The sequence below is a fragment of the Flavobacterium sp. PL11 genome, from assembly GCF_035985025.1.
Lineage (GTDB): Bacteria > Bacteroidota > Bacteroidia > Flavobacteriales > Flavobacteriaceae > Flavobacterium.
In genome coordinates, this window is the sequence record NZ_JAXCIA010000012.1 from 1 (window position 1) to 15,510 (window position 15,510).

Genomic DNA, 15,510 nt, shown 5'->3' on the forward strand with positions numbered 1-15,510 from the left:
ACCGAGAAAAAGATTTGGTTTTAAAACACCAAACCAAGTATATTTACATAAATTGATAAATCAGCAAAAAGTTGCATTTATGACTTGAATCCGCCTTAGTATAAACACCACTAAATTTACCTTATAATCGGATAGTGATAATGGATGGTAGGTTATTTTTTAAATTATTATAACTTATTATTCTAAGCGAATTTTTAACCACACAATTATAACTATTTTAACTTCATTTATAGAGTTAAAGTACATCATTATAACTTTGTCTCGCAGAGTCAGTATAAAATATTGGTCTTCGTCTTCAGCACTTAAATTTTGTTAATTACACTAATGCTGCAAATGATTAATTCGTAAAAGCGTAGAGCTAAATCCATAACTTTTTAAATTTGCTATAGCTTTTAAGAAATAATAGTGCTGTATTTCCTCTTTGACATCCTCATATTTAAATAATAAAACTTTAAAAATAATTGATAATATGAGTACTTTTTTACATGATCATAAAGGAGTATGTATGAAAATTAACTAAAAGAATAAAATAGTTAATGTTATATGATTTCTTTTTTCCTATGATGAAGTTGTTTTGATAAGTGCATAAATATTATACTACAATGAAATTAGCTTTTTAGTAAGTTTAAAAACGCAAAAGGTGTGGGAACATTATAAAATCCAATTCAAAAAAAAGCGTTACCTATTAAATTTAGACAACGCTTATATTATTGTAAAGCTTGTTTTAATTAATTTACATGTTGTTTTTTAGCAGTAAAAACAAAATATAATCCAATAATTACAAAGGGAATACTTAACCATTGACCTGTTGAGAATAACCCTAAAGCGCTTTCAAAACCACCTTGACTTTCTTTTACAGATTCTACAATAAAGCGAACGGTAAATAAAAGTACTAAAAACATTCCAAAAATATAGCCAGTATAATTTCTCTTATCTGTTTTCCAATACATATAATAAAGTACGGCAAAGACAAAAATATATAAAAAAGCTTCGTATAGCTGAGTTGGATGTTTAGCTGGTACTTGCGCTAAGAAGTTGGCAAACGTAGGGTTATTTGCTATAGCTGCGTACGCCGCAGTAGGATTGGGAATCTGCGTAGCATTAACAGCATCTATTGGACTAAAATGATCTCTTAAAAATTTTATGCCAAAAGGCGAAGTTGTTTCATGACCTATAATCTCCGAATTGAAAAAGTTTCCTAAACGTACAAAAATAGCACCACTTGCTACTGGAATGACAACACGGTCTAAAATCCAAAGCTGTGGTTTCTTCAATACATTTTTACTATAAAAATACATAGCAATTATAATAGAAATCGCCGCTCCATGACTCGCTAACCCTTGAAATCCAGTAAATTCCCAACCTTGAATTATATTGAATAAGGACTCATTGGCGTTTTCTCTTATTGGTAAAAGGATTTCGATTAAATGATTGCGATAATATTCCCAATCATAAAAGAAAACATGTCCTAATCGGGCACCAAGTAAAGTCGCTAATACAGTCCAAATGAATAATGAGTCTAATTTTTCTATAGATTGACCTTCACGTTCAAATATCTTTTTCATGATATACCAGCCTAATCCAAAAGCAATTACAAACATTAAACTGTAATAGCGAATCATAAAAAAGCCTAAATCAATTCCTTCTGATGGATTCCAAACGATGTGTAAAGCATGTGTCATTTATAGTTGTTTTTTTAATCGATTGTAAAAATAAATAATAAAAGAAAAGTTCCTACCAATAAAAGGTTAATGTTGGTGATTGCATTTCTTTTCGGGGACAGGATCATAACCACTTCCTCCCCAGGGATTGCAGCTCAGAATTCTTTTTAAACCTAAAAAACCACCGTAAAATAGCCCGTGTTTTTTTAATGCTTCTATCATATAAGTTGAACAAGTGGGCTCAAAGCGACAAACCGCGGGAGTAAAAGGCGAAATTGCAATTTGATAAAAACGAACTAAGATTATAAATGGATCCGTTACTTTCATGGTCTATTTAGGGAAATAGTTAAATAGAAAATGAGATAATTAACACATTTTTAATTATCTCATTTTTATTAATTTTTATTTATAAAGAAAAAGTAGTTCCTTCTTTACTGTCTTTTAATTGTATACCTAAGGCTATTAATTGGTCGCGTATTTGATCAGAGAGTGCAAAATTTTTATCCTCTCTGGCTTTCTTTCTCATATCGATAAGCATATTTACAGTTCCTTCTAATTTATTAGAATTGCCATCGGAAATTTTTTCAGCTTGCAGTCCTAAAACATCATAAATGAATATAGTCATCGCCTTACTAAAAATTTCTAAGTCAGCAACTGTTACACTTTCTTTGCCGTCGTTTAAGAGATTTATAAATTTAACTCCTTCAAATAATTGTGCAATTAATATTGGTGTATTAAAATCATCATTCATTGCGTTATAGCATGACTGCTGCCATTTACTTATATCTATGGTGCTTTTCTCAGCAGGGTTTATTTCAGCTAATAAACTCATTGCTTCCATTAGCCTTTTATATCCTTTTTCAGCAGCTACAATAGCATCGTCAGAAAAATCAAGAATACTTCTATAATGCGCCTGCAACATAAAAAATCTCGCTACTGATGCAGAGAAAGTCTTGCTTAAAATAGTGTTTTCACCTGTTAATATTTCTCTAGGCAAGATATTATTCCCTGTAGATTTGGCCATTTTTTTACCATTTAATGTCAACATATTGGCATGAAGCCAGTAGTTAACTGGTGATTGACCCGTACACGCCTCATTTTGAGCTATTTCACATTCATGATGCGGAAATTTCAAATCCATTCCACCACCGTGAATATCAAAGTGATTCCCTAAATATTTAGTGCTCATTGCAGTACATTCTAAATGCCAGCCTGGAAACCCATCGCTCCATGGTGAAGGCCATCGCATTATATGTTGTGCTTCTGCTTTCTTCCAAAGCGCAAAATCTTGTGGATTTCTCTTATCAGTTTGTCCATCGAGGTCACGTGTATTAGCCAACATATCTTCAATATTCCTACCGCTCAGTATTCCATAATTATTGGTCTCACTAAATTTTACGACGTCAAAATAAACAGATCCATTTACTTCATAACCTATTCCCTTATCGATAATCGTTTTTATGATTTCAATTTGTTCTATAATATGACCTGTGGCAGTTGGCTCTATACTTGGTGGTAAAAAGTTAAAAGCTTTTAAAATCTCATGGAAATCTACCGTATAACGCTGGACCACTTCCATAGGTTCTAGCTGCTCTAACCTTGCCTTTTTAGCAATTTTATCCTCTCCTTCATCTTCATCATCTACAATATGTCCTACATCAGTAATGTTTCTAACATATCTTACCTTATACCCTAAATGTAAAAAATATCTAAAAATTACATCAAAAGACATAAATGTTCGCACATTACCAAGATGAACATTGCTGTAAACCGTGGGTCCACAAACATACATTCCCACATTTCCTTGATGAATAGGTTTGAAAGTTTCTTTCTCTCTTGAAAGTGAATTGTAAATTTTTAAATGTTGCGTTTTGTATAAAGGCATTGTATTTTTTTTTAGAGCTGTGTACTTCTTCAGTTTACCGCACTCGTATTTTGCTTTCTATTGAATTCTTTAAATAATTTTAAAATCATATTTGAGACTTAAACTATAAGTTGTGATAATGTGTTTTATCAAAAATTCAATTAATTTTATTATTCATTATCCCTATAATTCCTCTTTAGAGGTTAGGGATATTTAGAATTTTGTTTCCATTTTTATATAATCTAAGAACTCTCTTCTCGATTGAGCTTCTTTAAATTTCCCTCCAAATTCTGAAGTTACAGTGCTACTTTCGATATCGCTGATCCCTCTTGAATTTACACAAAGATGTTTTGCATCGATAACACAAGCTACGTCTTCTGTTCCTAAAGCCATTTGCAATTCTTGTACAATTTGCATCGTTAACCGCTCTTGTACTTGTGGTCTTTTTGAATAATATTCAACAATTCGATTCATTTTTGATAAACCAATTACTCTACCATTAGAAATATAAGCCACGTGAGCTCTTCCAATAATTGGTAAAAGGTGATGCTCACAAGTGGAATAAACAATTATGTTTTTTTCAACCAGCATTTCACCATATTTATAATTATTTTCAAAAGTGGATGCCTTTGGTTTATTATCTGGCTTCAAACCTGCAAAAATTTCTTTTACGAACATTTTTGCAACACGATTAGGAGTACCTTTTAAACTATCATCTGTTAAATCCATTCCCAGAGTTAAAAGAATGCTTTCAAAGTCTTTTTTTATTTTTTCAATTTTTTCATCATCAGACATGTCAAATGCATCATCTCTAAGTGGATTCACTGCGGATAAACTAAAATGATTATCTCCTATTTCTTCTTGAAATTTTTCTTTATCTATCATTAAAACTAACTATTATATTGAGTGTATTTTATTTAAGGGGCAAAGATAAATAATAAAAATTAAAGAATTTCTATGGCTTCTACTATTTGTGGTATCGAGATGCGTTTTATAGGAATTTAGAAATAACTAGGTCGCAATTTATACATAACTATTCAATCATTTGAGGAAATTGTTAATCTGAGTTTATTTAAATCGAATAAATTAAATGATAACCTTTCAAATTCAAACTTCACTTTGTAAAAGAGTTTAAAGTAATAGCGATTCATAATTATAGCTCAAGAATTGTACTATATGTAAAATGAGATTAATCCATTCGATATTTTAAACAATAAAAAAAGCAATAACATTGCTGCTATTGCTTTTCTTAATCTTATTAAACAATATTATTTATAAGAAATTTAAGTGTTCTATTTTTTGGACTGCAAATCATTATAAACAGGAATAGCTGCTTTTAAAATTCTTACAGCACTTATCAGATCTTCTTTTTTTAATACATAAGCAATTCGAACCTGATTTAGTCCCATTCCAGGAGTAGAGTAGAAACCAGCTGCTGGAGCTACCATCACAGTCTCGCCATTTAAGTCGTAGCTTTCTAATAACCACTGTGCAAATGCATCAGCATTAGCAATAGGTAATTGTGCTATACAATAAAAAGCACCTTTTGGTTTGCTTACAACAACACCATCAATTTTATTTAATTCCTCAACAAGTGTGTCTCTTCGTTCTCTATATTCTGAAATGACTTCGTCAAAATAACTTTGCGGAGTATCTAATGCTGCTTCACTTGCAATTTGCTCAATAGTTGGTGGGCTCAGTCTCGCTTGCGCAAATTTCATTGCCGTTGCCATCAATTCCTTATTTTTAGAAACAATACATCCTATTCTAGCGCCACACATACTGTATCTTTTTGAAACTGAATCAATCATAATGGCATGTTGCTCAAGGCCAGGAATATTCATTACTGAATAATGAATATCACCATCATAAGTAAATTCACGATAAACCTCATCAGAAATAAGGAATAAATCATGCTTTTTGACTAAATCAGCCAGTTGCATAATTTCTTCTTTTGAGTATAAATAACCAGTAGGATTTCCAGGATTACAGATAAGGATTGCCTTTGTTTTTGAAGTAATTAACTTTTCAAAATCGGCGATAGCTGGCAATGCAAATCCCGTTTCTATAGAAGAAATAACTGGAACTACAATTGCTCCAGAAGCTGTTGAAAATCCGTTATAATTAGCATAAAACGGCTCTGGAATAATGATTTCATCGCCTTGATCCATAATACTTCCCATGGCAAACATCAAGGCTTCTGATCCTCCAGTAGTCACGATGATATCTTCAATGCTTACAGGAATACCTTGATTACTGTAATATTGGGCTAGTTTTTTTCTGTAGCTTTCATTTCCAGCTGAGTGGCTATATTCAAGTATTGTTAAATCAATGTTTTTAACAGCTTGCATAGCAACCTCTGGCGTTTTTATATCCGGCTGACCAATGTTTAAATGATATACTTTATTTCCTTTTTTCTTAGCGATTTCTGAGTAAGGAACTAATTTTCTAATTGGAGATTCAGGCATCAATTTGCCTTTGTTTGATATTGTTGGCATAGTCGTAATTATTGAATTGCAAATTTGCGATTTTTTTTTCGAATTTATTGCACTTTATAAGTGTATAAATTGTTAAATCTACATTTGTACTGGGAATAAATTATTATTTTTATTGAAAACAAAGACAATGATTAAAGTAGTGGTTTTAATTTTCATTTCCATTTTTATTACCCCAGTTTTTGCCCAAAAAGGATTTCAGTTTGATGCAGATGTCACTAAAATAAAAATCCCATTTAAAATAATAAATAATTTAGTTTTTGTGCCTATAAAGGTAAATGGAATAGAACTAAATTTTCTATTAGACACTGGCGTTTCTGAAACAATTTTATTTAGTTTGGATGATAAAAAAGAAGTGCGTTTTTTTAATGCTGAAAAAATTATGCTCAAAGGGTTGGGAAATCAAACTGCTGTTGAAGGACTGAAATCCACCAGCAATACTTTAGAATTTAGTGGTTTACAGATAAAAAACCACATGCTTTACATTGTTTTAGACCCTGACTTTAACTTGTCTTCGCATGTAGGCATTCCGGTAAATGGTATTATTGGTTACCAATTTTTTAGAGATAATTTAGTTGAAATAAATTATAGTCGAAAAAAGATTGTGGTATATAAAGATATTCCAAAGAACCGCAAAAAAATTGAAAAAAAGTTTAGTACCATCCCTATTTCTATTGAGAAATTCAAACCATATCTATTAAGCAAAGTAACGTTAAACGATCAAGAAATTCCAGTAAAATTATTGATAGATATTGGAAATAGTGATGCTGTATGGTTGTTCGATGATCGATCTAAACTGGTAAAAGTTCCTGCTAAAAATTTTAATGACTTTTTAGGAAAGGGTTTTAGTGGTGATATTGAAGGGAAGCGAGCGCGAATTGAAAAGTTTCAGATGGAGAAATTTGAATTTAAAAATCTTATGGCGGCTTTTCCAGATTCTATTTCTACTAAGCATGTAACGATGGTTCCAGATAGAATGGGATCAGTGGGTGGTGAAATCATCAAGAGATTTGATGTTGTGTTTGATTATCATAATCAAAATTTATATTTAAAAAAAAATAAAGCCTATTCAGATCTATTTACATATAATAAAAGTGGCGTAGATATACAGCATAATGGCTTGCAATGGGTTCAAGAAACAGTGCCAGTAGAAACAATTAAAGTAAATTCACAGTTTAGTGAAAATAGTGCTTATAATACTAAAGCAGATTTTAAATATAAGTTTCAAGTCAAGCCAGTTTACCAAATCGCCTATGTTCGTGAAAATTCTCCCGCCGCCACTGCTGGATTAAAAAAAGGCGATATTATCATTAAAATAAACAATGCAACAACACATAAATATTCATTACAAAATATCAATTCCATTTTTAGATCTGAAAATACGAGATGGATTATTCTTGAAGTAGAGCGGAATAATGTGATCTTAAACTTTAAATTTGAACTTAATGATGTTTTATAAAAAAAGTGCTATTGAATATTTTTCAAAAGCACTTTTAAATCTTAAATTATCTTTTAGTTAGCTGTAACGTCACCTTTTATTTTCAAAGCAACTCTTCCACCATCATAATTAATAGCATTTGATTCTACTGTAATTGTTTTTCTAATAGGCCCAAGAGCCATGTTATATTTTACAGTAATCTTACCCGTTTTTCCAGGCATAATGGGTTCGTTCGGTCTTGTAGGTACGGTACATCCGCAAGTTGACAATACATTTGTGATTATCAATGGTGCATTGCCAGTATTTGTAAAATTAAAATCACGTGAACCATCATCTGTCTTTTTAACTGTGCCATAATCTATGGTATTATCCTTTGCAGTAAATACTATTTTAGGTCCATTTTGAGCAAAACCGATACTGCTGATTAGTACTAATGCAAGTAAAATTATAGTTTTTTTCATTTTTATTTATTTAAAATCATTTAGTAAAAATAGTTTCTTTTAATTAATGTACAATTTTTTATTTCTCTTTTTATACTGTACAGAATTATTTACTTTTGCTGCCTATCCCAATTACAAATATCACACCAAACATAATATTTTGGTTTTAACAGTTGCATTATATGATAATTCCCGCACAATTTGACGCTAAAAGTATAGAAGATAAATGGTATGATTACTGGCTGAAGAATAATTATTTTCATTCTGAACCAGATCATAGAACTCCTTATACTATTGTAATCCCACCACCAAATGTGACTGGAGTTTTACACATGGGTCACATGCTGAACAATACCATTCAAGATGTTTTAATTAGAAGAGCTCGTCTAAAAGGCTTCAATGCGTGCTGGGTGCCAGGAACAGATCATGCTTCGATAGCGACAGAAGCTAAAGTAGTTGCCAAATTAAAAGCCCAAGGAATCAATAAAAATGATTTAACACGTGACGAATTTTTAACTCATGCTTGGGAGTGGACTGATAAATATGGTGGCGTAATTCTCGAACAACTTAAAAAGCTTGGTGCTTCCTGTGACTGGGAACGTACAAAATTCACTATGGATCCTGATATGTCAGCTTCTGTAATAAAATCATTTGTGGATTTGTACAATAAAGGACTCATTTACAGAGGATTCCGAATGGTAAATTGGGATCCAGAAGCCAAAACAACTTTGTCTGACGAGGAAGTTATTTATGAAGAGCAAAAAGGAAAATTATACTTTGTAAAATATAAAATTCTCTCCCCAGCCCTCTCCAAAGGAGAGGGAGCCGTTACCGATAGCTCACCTCCTTTGAAGGCGTTGGGGGAGGAATACATCACTATTGCAACTACACGTCCCGAAACTATTTTTGGAGATACCGCGATTTGCATTAATCCAAATGATGAAAGATTTGCTCATTTAAAAGGGAAAAAAGCTGTTGTCCCTATTTGTGGAAGAGTAATTCCTATTATCGAAGATGAATATGTAGACATCGAGTTTGGAACTGGTTGCTTGAAAGTAACACCAGCTCACGATATGAATGACATGGCTTTAGGAGAAAAACATAATTTAGAAATTGTTGATATTTTTAATGATGATGCTACCTTGAATAGTTTTGGATTGCATTATCAAGGAAAAGATCGTTTTATAGTTCGTGAAGAAATTGCTAAAGAATTAGAGACGATTGGTGCTTTAGCAAAAACGGAGATTCATTTAAATAAAGTGGGAACTTCCGAAAGAACAAAAGCGGTTATCGAACCTCGTTTATCAGATCAATGGTTCCTGAAAATGGAGGATTTAGTAAAACCAGCCATTCAATCTGTTTTGGTTGATGGGGATATTAAATTGCATCCAGCACGATTCAATAACACCTATGCACATTGGTTAAACAATATTCGCGATTGGAACATTTCGCGTCAATTGTGGTGGGGACAACAAATTCCAGCTTATTTCTATGGTGACGCGAAGGAGGACTTTGTAGTTGCTGAAAACATAAATGATGCTTTGGTTTTAGCCAAGGAAAAGACCAAAAACTATGGACTAAGTATTGCGGACTTAACTCAAGATGTGGATGCTCTTGACACTTGGTTTTCTTCTTGGCTGTGGCCAATGTCAGTTTTTGGAGGTATCATGGATCCAGAAAGTGAAGATTTTAAATACTATTATCCAACGAATGATTTAGTGACCGGTCCAGATATTTTATTTTTCTGGGTGGCGAGAATGATAATTGCAGGTTATGAATACACGGACAAAAAACCATTTACAAATGTCTATTTAACTGGATTGGTTCGTGACAAACAGCGACGTAAAATGTCTAAATCACTAGGAAATTCTCCCGATCCATTAGATTTAATTGAAAAGTTTGGTGCCGATGGTGTTCGTGTTGGCTTGCTTTTGAGTGCTTCTGCAGGAAACGATATAATGTTTGACGAAGAATTGTGTAACCAAGGAAAAGCATTTACTAACAAAATTTGGAATGCCTTTAAACTAATAAAAGGTTGGGAAGTTTCAGATGCTATTGCGCAACCCGAATCATCAAAAGTGGCGGTAGAATGGTACGAAGCTAAGTTTCAACAAACGCTTTTAGAAATAGAAGATAATTTTGAAAAATATAGAATTTCTGATGCCTTAATGGCGATATATAAACTGGTTTGGGATGATTTCTGTTCTTGGTTTTTAGAGATTATTAAACCAGGTTACCAGCAGCCAATAGACAGTTTAACTTTTGCGAAAGCAATAGAAATGCTAGAAAATAACTTGAAGTTATTGCACCCCTTTATGCCTTTCTTGACAGAGGAAATTTGGCAAATTATTGCAGAAAGAACAACCGACCAAGCATTAATTGTTTCGACTTGGCCAGAAATTAAACCTTTTAATGCGGGATTAATTACTGATTTTGATCATACAATTGAAATAATTTCTGGAATTAGAACTATTCGTAAAGACAAAAATATTGCTTTTAAAGACGCAATCGAATTAAAGGTGATCAATAACGATAAAACTTCGAAGTACTTTGATTGGGTTGTAATCAAATTAGGAAACATCACTACACTAGAATATGTATCTGATAAAGTGGATGGTGCATTATCATTTAGAGTAAAATCGAATGAATATTTTATTCCAATCACTGGCAATATTGACCTTGAGGCAGAAATCGCTAAACTCAATACGGAATTAGTTTATACACAAGGTTTTTTAAAATCAGTTCAAAACAAACTGACGAATGAGAAATTTGTAGCTGGTGCGCCAGAGAAAGTTTTGGCAAATGAAAGACAAAAAGAAGCGGATTCATTAGCGAAGATTGCGACTATTGAACAAAGTTTAAGTGGATTAAAATAGTTTTGAATTCTTTTAAAAACAGCAAATCCCATTCTGAAATTTTTAGATTGGGGTTTTTTATTTGTCAGAATAATGACCGGTTGCTAATATCACAAAGATGGTCACGTTACTTTTAATAACTATAAATTAATCGATTTTTTTGATTTATTCTTCTTGACCACAAATCTATAAACTGATATTTTAATTTTTCAGGTCTTCCAACTCCTTGAAATGAAGAATGTTCAAGTTCGCATAATATTTTTTGAATCATTTTTATATTAGATTTATTACCAGATTTAAAGTGCTTGGCTAAATCTTTTTCTGCTACTTGTGTTATTTCAATCTTAAACTTCCTCATAAATCATTTGGATCAATAGTTTCATAATTACCGCCTAGAATATTTTTCTCAGCCTAATGAATTTTTTTTACAAATTCAGGATTATATGGATTTTCCTCTATTATTTCAACTGTTTTATTATTTAAAGATAATAGTTTTGCCAATTCCAGCAATGTTTTAACTGCTTTGGTATGTTCATTAATTGTTATCGTTGTCATAGCAACTAATTTTATTTTAAGCAAATATACAAAAAAAGCAAACTGTAGATAGTGCTAATAGCTCAAGACTACTATTGCAAGAAGTTATAAAAATTGAAGACAAAAAAGCAGATTCATTAGCTAAGATTGTAATAATCGAACAAAGTTCAGCTGGATTGAAAACAAGATTGAATTCTTATTCAATAATAAAAATCTCAATTCTGAAAATTTTCAGAACTGGGAATCTTTAGTCAAATAATTGATTAATATTGTTAACAGTAAATAGTACCACAATTACAACTTTTAACACCATAAAATACCATTTTACAATTTTTATTTTTACGTAGTGTTTCAAAATAGTCAATATGATATTCCAAATGATAAACCTTTTATTCAAATCTAAGCTAAAGCCATTTACTGTAACGTTGCTGCTCTTTTTCCAGCCATTTTTCGCTATTGCTCAAAACGACACCGACATTAGTTTTTTTCCAGGCAAATCCATTGAATTCATAGACGTGCTTATAACAGTTGTTTTAATCACTGTCGCTTCCATTATTGTGTTGTTGCTAACGCTGATTTCCAACACTAATAAGACAGCCAAAGACCAACTGGAACATCAAAAAAGCAAGTTCAAAGAACATATTAGTAATCTTAATGCTAATGAAATTGACCTATTAAAAAGAAAAAGAAAAAGTGACAGGAAGGGACTTTCTCTAACTATTTTAGGTTTGATTTATCTAGCACCCCAGATTATTTTTGCCCAGACTGGGCCAGCAAAAAGAGAAGATATTTTCTCTGAGCCAGGAATTGTAATTACTTTGGTATTGATTTTTATTCCGCTATTTTTCGCTTTGATTTATTTAGTTTCAAAAGTGACTACCAGTTTTAGAAACTACAATAATTTTCAAAAACTAAAAGAAGCTGAAGCATTTGCCGCATTTATATCTGACGATCAAAATATGCCAAGTGATACAGAATTAGAGGAAATCAAACAAAGATCAGCTTATGAAGTAGTACCTAACGAAATTTCTGCTGGCAAAGTATCACACGATTCTAAAGGGTTACTAAAAAACATCACTTCTGAAACTAATTACCGATTTTTTGCCACTAAAAGACCGCCAATAAAACGGCCAAAAATTGATCCTGCATTGACAAAATTGGTTTTATGGTTTTTAGGTTCAGCTGTTGTCTGGCTTTTTATAGGTAGTTCTGTTGGGGAGTATGTAGGAATAAAATTTATAGTCCCAGATGCTGATACGCAAAGTTGGTTAAGTATTGGACGACTTCGTGCTGTTCATACTAATTTAGTTTTTTGGGCATGGGCGACGATTGGGATTATGGGCTTGGGTTATTATATCGTTCCTATGGTCAGTAATGCTCCGTTAAATAGTATAAAAAATGGTTGGATAGCACTAATTTGTGTAAATGTTGCGATGTTGGTGGGACCTATTACCATCATGGCAGGAATCAATAATGGAGGTGGTGAATACCGCGAGATTATTTGGCCTATTATGGCAATTTGGGCTGCTGGATTAATTCTTACTTTAATTAATTTTATAAAGACCATTGCCAAGCGAACAACTACTGAAATCTACATATCTAATTGGTTCATCGTTGGTGCGTACATTTTTATTCTAATAGTTGCATTTATTGGTTATATCCCAATGGGACAAGATGGAATTGGTGAAACTATCGTGCAAGGCTACTATATGCATCAAGCAGTGGGAATGTGGTTTATGTTTTCTATGTTGGGCGTGCTTTATTATTTATTGCCACAACAACTGAACAAACCCATCTACTCCTACAGCTTAGGGGTTCTGGCTTTCTGGTCTCAAATTTTATTTTATACGGTTATTGGTACACACCATTTTGTTTTTAGTGCTATACCTTGGTGGTTGCAAACGGTTGCGATTGTAGGAAGTGTGGGAATGTTAATTCCGGTTGTGGCTGGAACTACGAATTATCTAATGACGATGAGAGGTTCTTGGAGTAAAATAAGTAACAGTTACTCTCTGCCGTTCTTTTTAGTAGGGATTATATATTATTTTACAGGTTCTTTTCAAGGAACAGCAGAGGCATTTCGTTCTACTAATTTGCTTTGGCACTTTACTGATTTTACGGTAGCACATTCGCATATTACGATGTACGGAATTATAACTTTCTTACTTTTTGGAGGCATTTATGCTATTGTCCCTCGTCTTACAGGAAAAGAACCACCTCAATTAGGGGTTGGAGCTCATTTCTGGTTGGCATTGATAGGATTGCAATTTTACACTATTCCATTAATGATTGGTGGAACTTTAAAAGGATTAATGTGGGCTGAAGGTGCTCCATTTATAGATAGTGTTGTCATGATGGGTCCGTATTGGCTGTGGAGAGCTATCGGAGGAACTCTAATGTGGCTTTCGCATATTGTATTGGTTTACAATATGTATAAAATGCTGCAACCCACTGTGGATGTTGATGTAAAGGAAAAAGCATTTGAAATTATCAATCAAAATTTGGAAACAAATTTGGCCAAACCTAAAATTTAATTACGATGAGTATATTTCACGATCATAAAAAACTCTTTACGTCGGTCGCACTTCTATTTGGCACACTCACACTTTTTGTAGCGGTACTTCCGAGTTTGTACAACCAAAAAAACAGCGTTCCATTATACGGCGCTATTCCGCTGACAGAGGCTCAAGAAGCAGGAAGACAAATTTATATTAGTAATGGGTGTGTAGGCTGTCACACGCAGCAAGTCCGAAATGTAGATATGGATAAAACATGGGGAAAACGCCCAGGAATTGCAGCGGATTATGCTTTAAGTACAAGACCAAGCGTTTGGCAAAATGCCGGAACCTTGATGGGAACCGAACGTACTGGTCCGGATTTAACGACTATTGGAGAACGTCAGCCAAGTCAAGATTGGCATCTAGTCCACTTATACAATCCTAGAATTGTAACGCCACAGTCCATTATGGCACCTTATCCATGGCTATTTGAAGTCAAAGAGAAAGCAGAAAAAGGCGAAATCACGGTTGCCGTTCCTGAATCATTTATGAGAGGACAAAAAGGAGTCGTGGTGGCTACAGAAGATGCTTTAAATTTAGTGGCCTATTTACAAAGTTTAAAACAAGTTAAATTACCAGATGGTACGCCAGATCCAAAATTTTTATACAAGAAAGAGAAAAAAGAGGCAGTGAGTGCAGCAGGTGGCGTTGAACCAGAATTAAACGGAAGCGATTTATACGCAGCAAATTGTATGGCTTGCCACCAGCAAAACGGTGAAGGACTTGCTGGTGCATTTCCAACTTTAAAAGGAAGCAAAGTTGTGCTCAATGACGACTCTGAAATTATGGTTGCCATTATTATGAATGGCTACAACGCTCAAGAACAATATGGTGTTATGCCCGCCGTTGGATTAAATGCAGGTCTTACTGCAGAAGAAGTAACAGCCATTATGAATCACGAGAAAACGAGTTGGGGTAATAATGCTAAAAAAGTTACAGTAGAAGAAGTGAAAAAATTAATGGAGCTTGCAAAAGCAACTGCACCAGTACAATAAATATCATGAAAAAATCAATCTTTTTAACGCTATTTAGTCTTTTTTCGGTGGGTCTTTTTGCCTGTCCAGTATGCGAGAAACAGCAGCCAAAAATTTTACAAGGTATTGCACACGGCGCAGGTCCAGACGGAAATTTGGATTATGCCATAGTGATTGGAATGAGTATTATCGTTTTGATAACACTTTTTTATTCAGTGAAATACATTGTTCAACCTAAAGAAACGAACAGCAATCACATCAAACGAACCATCCTAAATTTTGACGAATATGGACAGTAAAACAAAAGTGATTATATTTGTTGATGAGGACGTTTTGCCAATAGGCGAATTTATAACGCCCGTAAATTTCGATTTAGACACTAGAAAACTAATTGATGGATTACATCATTTAAAAATAGTAAGCAAAGACCCAATTGGTAAAGAAGGTATTAAAATCATTCCCTTTATGGTAAGAAATGGACCTTCAATTACTATTGATGGTTTAGATCCAAATGATGAAGTCGATGGAATTTTGCCATTGATGATTAATGCTTATGGTAAAGGAAATCAAAAACAGTTTTTAATTGACAGTTCTGAAACGCCCAAAAGTGTTCCTTCTTGGGTTATTGCTGGAATTATCGCTTTTGCAGCTTGGGCTATATATTATACAATTACTTCTTTAGGATAAAATT

Annotated in this window: 14 protein-coding genes; 6 read left to right on the plus strand and 8 right to left on the minus strand. The window is 33.1% G+C overall.

Annotation, left to right across the window (positions count from 1 at the left end; all coding sequences use genetic code 11):
* Positions 1-728 precede the first annotated feature (728 nt).
* From lgt to RCH18_RS08005, 5 genes are all read right to left on the minus strand, one after another.
* Positions 729-1,682, minus strand: coding sequence for a prolipoprotein diacylglyceryl transferase (gene lgt / locus RCH18_RS07985; RefSeq protein WP_326936224.1), 954 nt, complete (start codon positions 1,680-1,682; stop codon positions 729-731).
* A gap of 66 nt (positions 1,683-1,748) precedes the next feature.
* The gene (gene yidD, locus RCH18_RS07990; protein WP_326936225.1) at positions 1,749-1,988 is read right to left on the minus strand and encodes a membrane protein insertion efficiency factor YidD; all 240 of its coding nucleotides are present in this window, start codon (positions 1,986-1,988) and stop codon (positions 1,749-1,751) included.
* Positions 1,989-2,067: 79 nt separating this feature from the next.
* Positions 2,068-3,546, minus strand: coding sequence for a cysteine--tRNA ligase (cysS, locus tag RCH18_RS07995; RefSeq protein ID WP_326936226.1), 1,479 nt, complete (start codon positions 3,544-3,546; stop codon positions 2,068-2,070).
* Between the two features lie 192 nt (positions 3,547-3,738).
* Entirely contained in the window at positions 3,739-4,410 is a 672-nt protein-coding gene (gene folE, locus RCH18_RS08000) for a GTP cyclohydrolase I FolE (protein WP_326936227.1), read from the minus strand.
* Between the two features lie 407 nt (positions 4,411-4,817).
* Complete coding sequence (locus tag RCH18_RS08005) at positions 4,818-6,023, minus strand: pyridoxal phosphate-dependent aminotransferase (RefSeq protein ID WP_326936228.1); 1,206 nt, start codon at positions 6,021-6,023, stop codon at positions 4,818-4,820.
* Between the two features lie 127 nt (positions 6,024-6,150).
* Between RCH18_RS08005 and RCH18_RS08010 the strand changes: the two genes are divergently transcribed.
* Positions 6,151-7,479, plus strand: coding sequence for an aspartyl protease family protein (locus tag RCH18_RS08010; RefSeq protein WP_326936229.1), 1,329 nt, complete (start codon positions 6,151-6,153; stop codon positions 7,477-7,479).
* 53 nt (positions 7,480-7,532) lie between these two features.
* Here the strand turns inward: RCH18_RS08010 and RCH18_RS08015 are convergent, their stop codons facing one another.
* Positions 7,533-7,919, minus strand: a complete 387-nt coding sequence (locus RCH18_RS08015) for a DUF1573 domain-containing protein (RefSeq protein WP_326936230.1) — start codon at positions 7,917-7,919, stop codon at positions 7,533-7,535.
* A 161-nt stretch (positions 7,920-8,080) separates the two neighbouring features.
* On the opposite strand from RCH18_RS08015, the gene RCH18_RS08020 reads away from it, so the two are divergent.
* Positions 8,081-10,774, plus strand: coding sequence for a valine--tRNA ligase (locus tag RCH18_RS08020; protein ID WP_326936231.1), 2,694 nt, complete (start codon positions 8,081-8,083; stop codon positions 10,772-10,774).
* A gap of 112 nt (positions 10,775-10,886) precedes the next feature.
* Here the strand turns inward: RCH18_RS08020 and RCH18_RS08025 are convergent, their stop codons facing one another.
* Positions 10,887-11,111 (minus strand): Txe/YoeB family addiction module toxin, encoded by a 225-nt coding sequence (locus RCH18_RS08025; protein WP_326936232.1) that lies wholly within the window; start codon positions 11,109-11,111, stop codon positions 10,887-10,889.
* Positions 11,112-11,164: 53 nt separating this feature from the next.
* Positions 11,165-11,308, minus strand: coding sequence for a DUF2683 family protein (locus tag RCH18_RS08030; RefSeq protein WP_326936233.1), 144 nt, complete (start codon positions 11,306-11,308; stop codon positions 11,165-11,167).
* Between the two features lie 356 nt (positions 11,309-11,664).
* Between RCH18_RS08030 and RCH18_RS08035 the strand changes: the two genes are divergently transcribed.
* From RCH18_RS08035 to RCH18_RS08050, 4 genes are read left to right on the plus strand one after another with little or no spacing between them, the layout of a single operon-like run.
* Positions 11,665-13,821 (plus strand): cbb3-type cytochrome c oxidase subunit I, encoded by a 2,157-nt coding sequence (locus tag RCH18_RS08035; protein ID WP_326936234.1) that lies wholly within the window; start codon positions 11,665-11,667, stop codon positions 13,819-13,821.
* Positions 13,822-13,826: 5 nt separating this feature from the next.
* Complete coding sequence (locus tag RCH18_RS08040; RefSeq protein ID WP_326936235.1) at positions 13,827-14,840, plus strand: cytochrome c; 1,014 nt, start codon at positions 13,827-13,829, stop codon at positions 14,838-14,840.
* Positions 14,841-14,845: 5 nt separating this feature from the next.
* Positions 14,846-15,118 carry a hypothetical protein gene (locus tag RCH18_RS08045; RefSeq protein ID WP_326936236.1) on the plus strand — a complete coding sequence of 91 codons (273 nt, stop codon included), beginning with the start codon at positions 14,846-14,848 and terminating at the stop codon, positions 15,116-15,118.
* Positions 15,108-15,506, plus strand: a complete 399-nt coding sequence (locus RCH18_RS08050; protein WP_326936237.1) for a cytochrome C — start codon at positions 15,108-15,110, stop codon at positions 15,504-15,506. Before RCH18_RS08045 ends, RCH18_RS08050 begins: the two co-directional genes overlap by 11 nt.
* Positions 15,507-15,510: the final 4 nt, after the last annotated feature.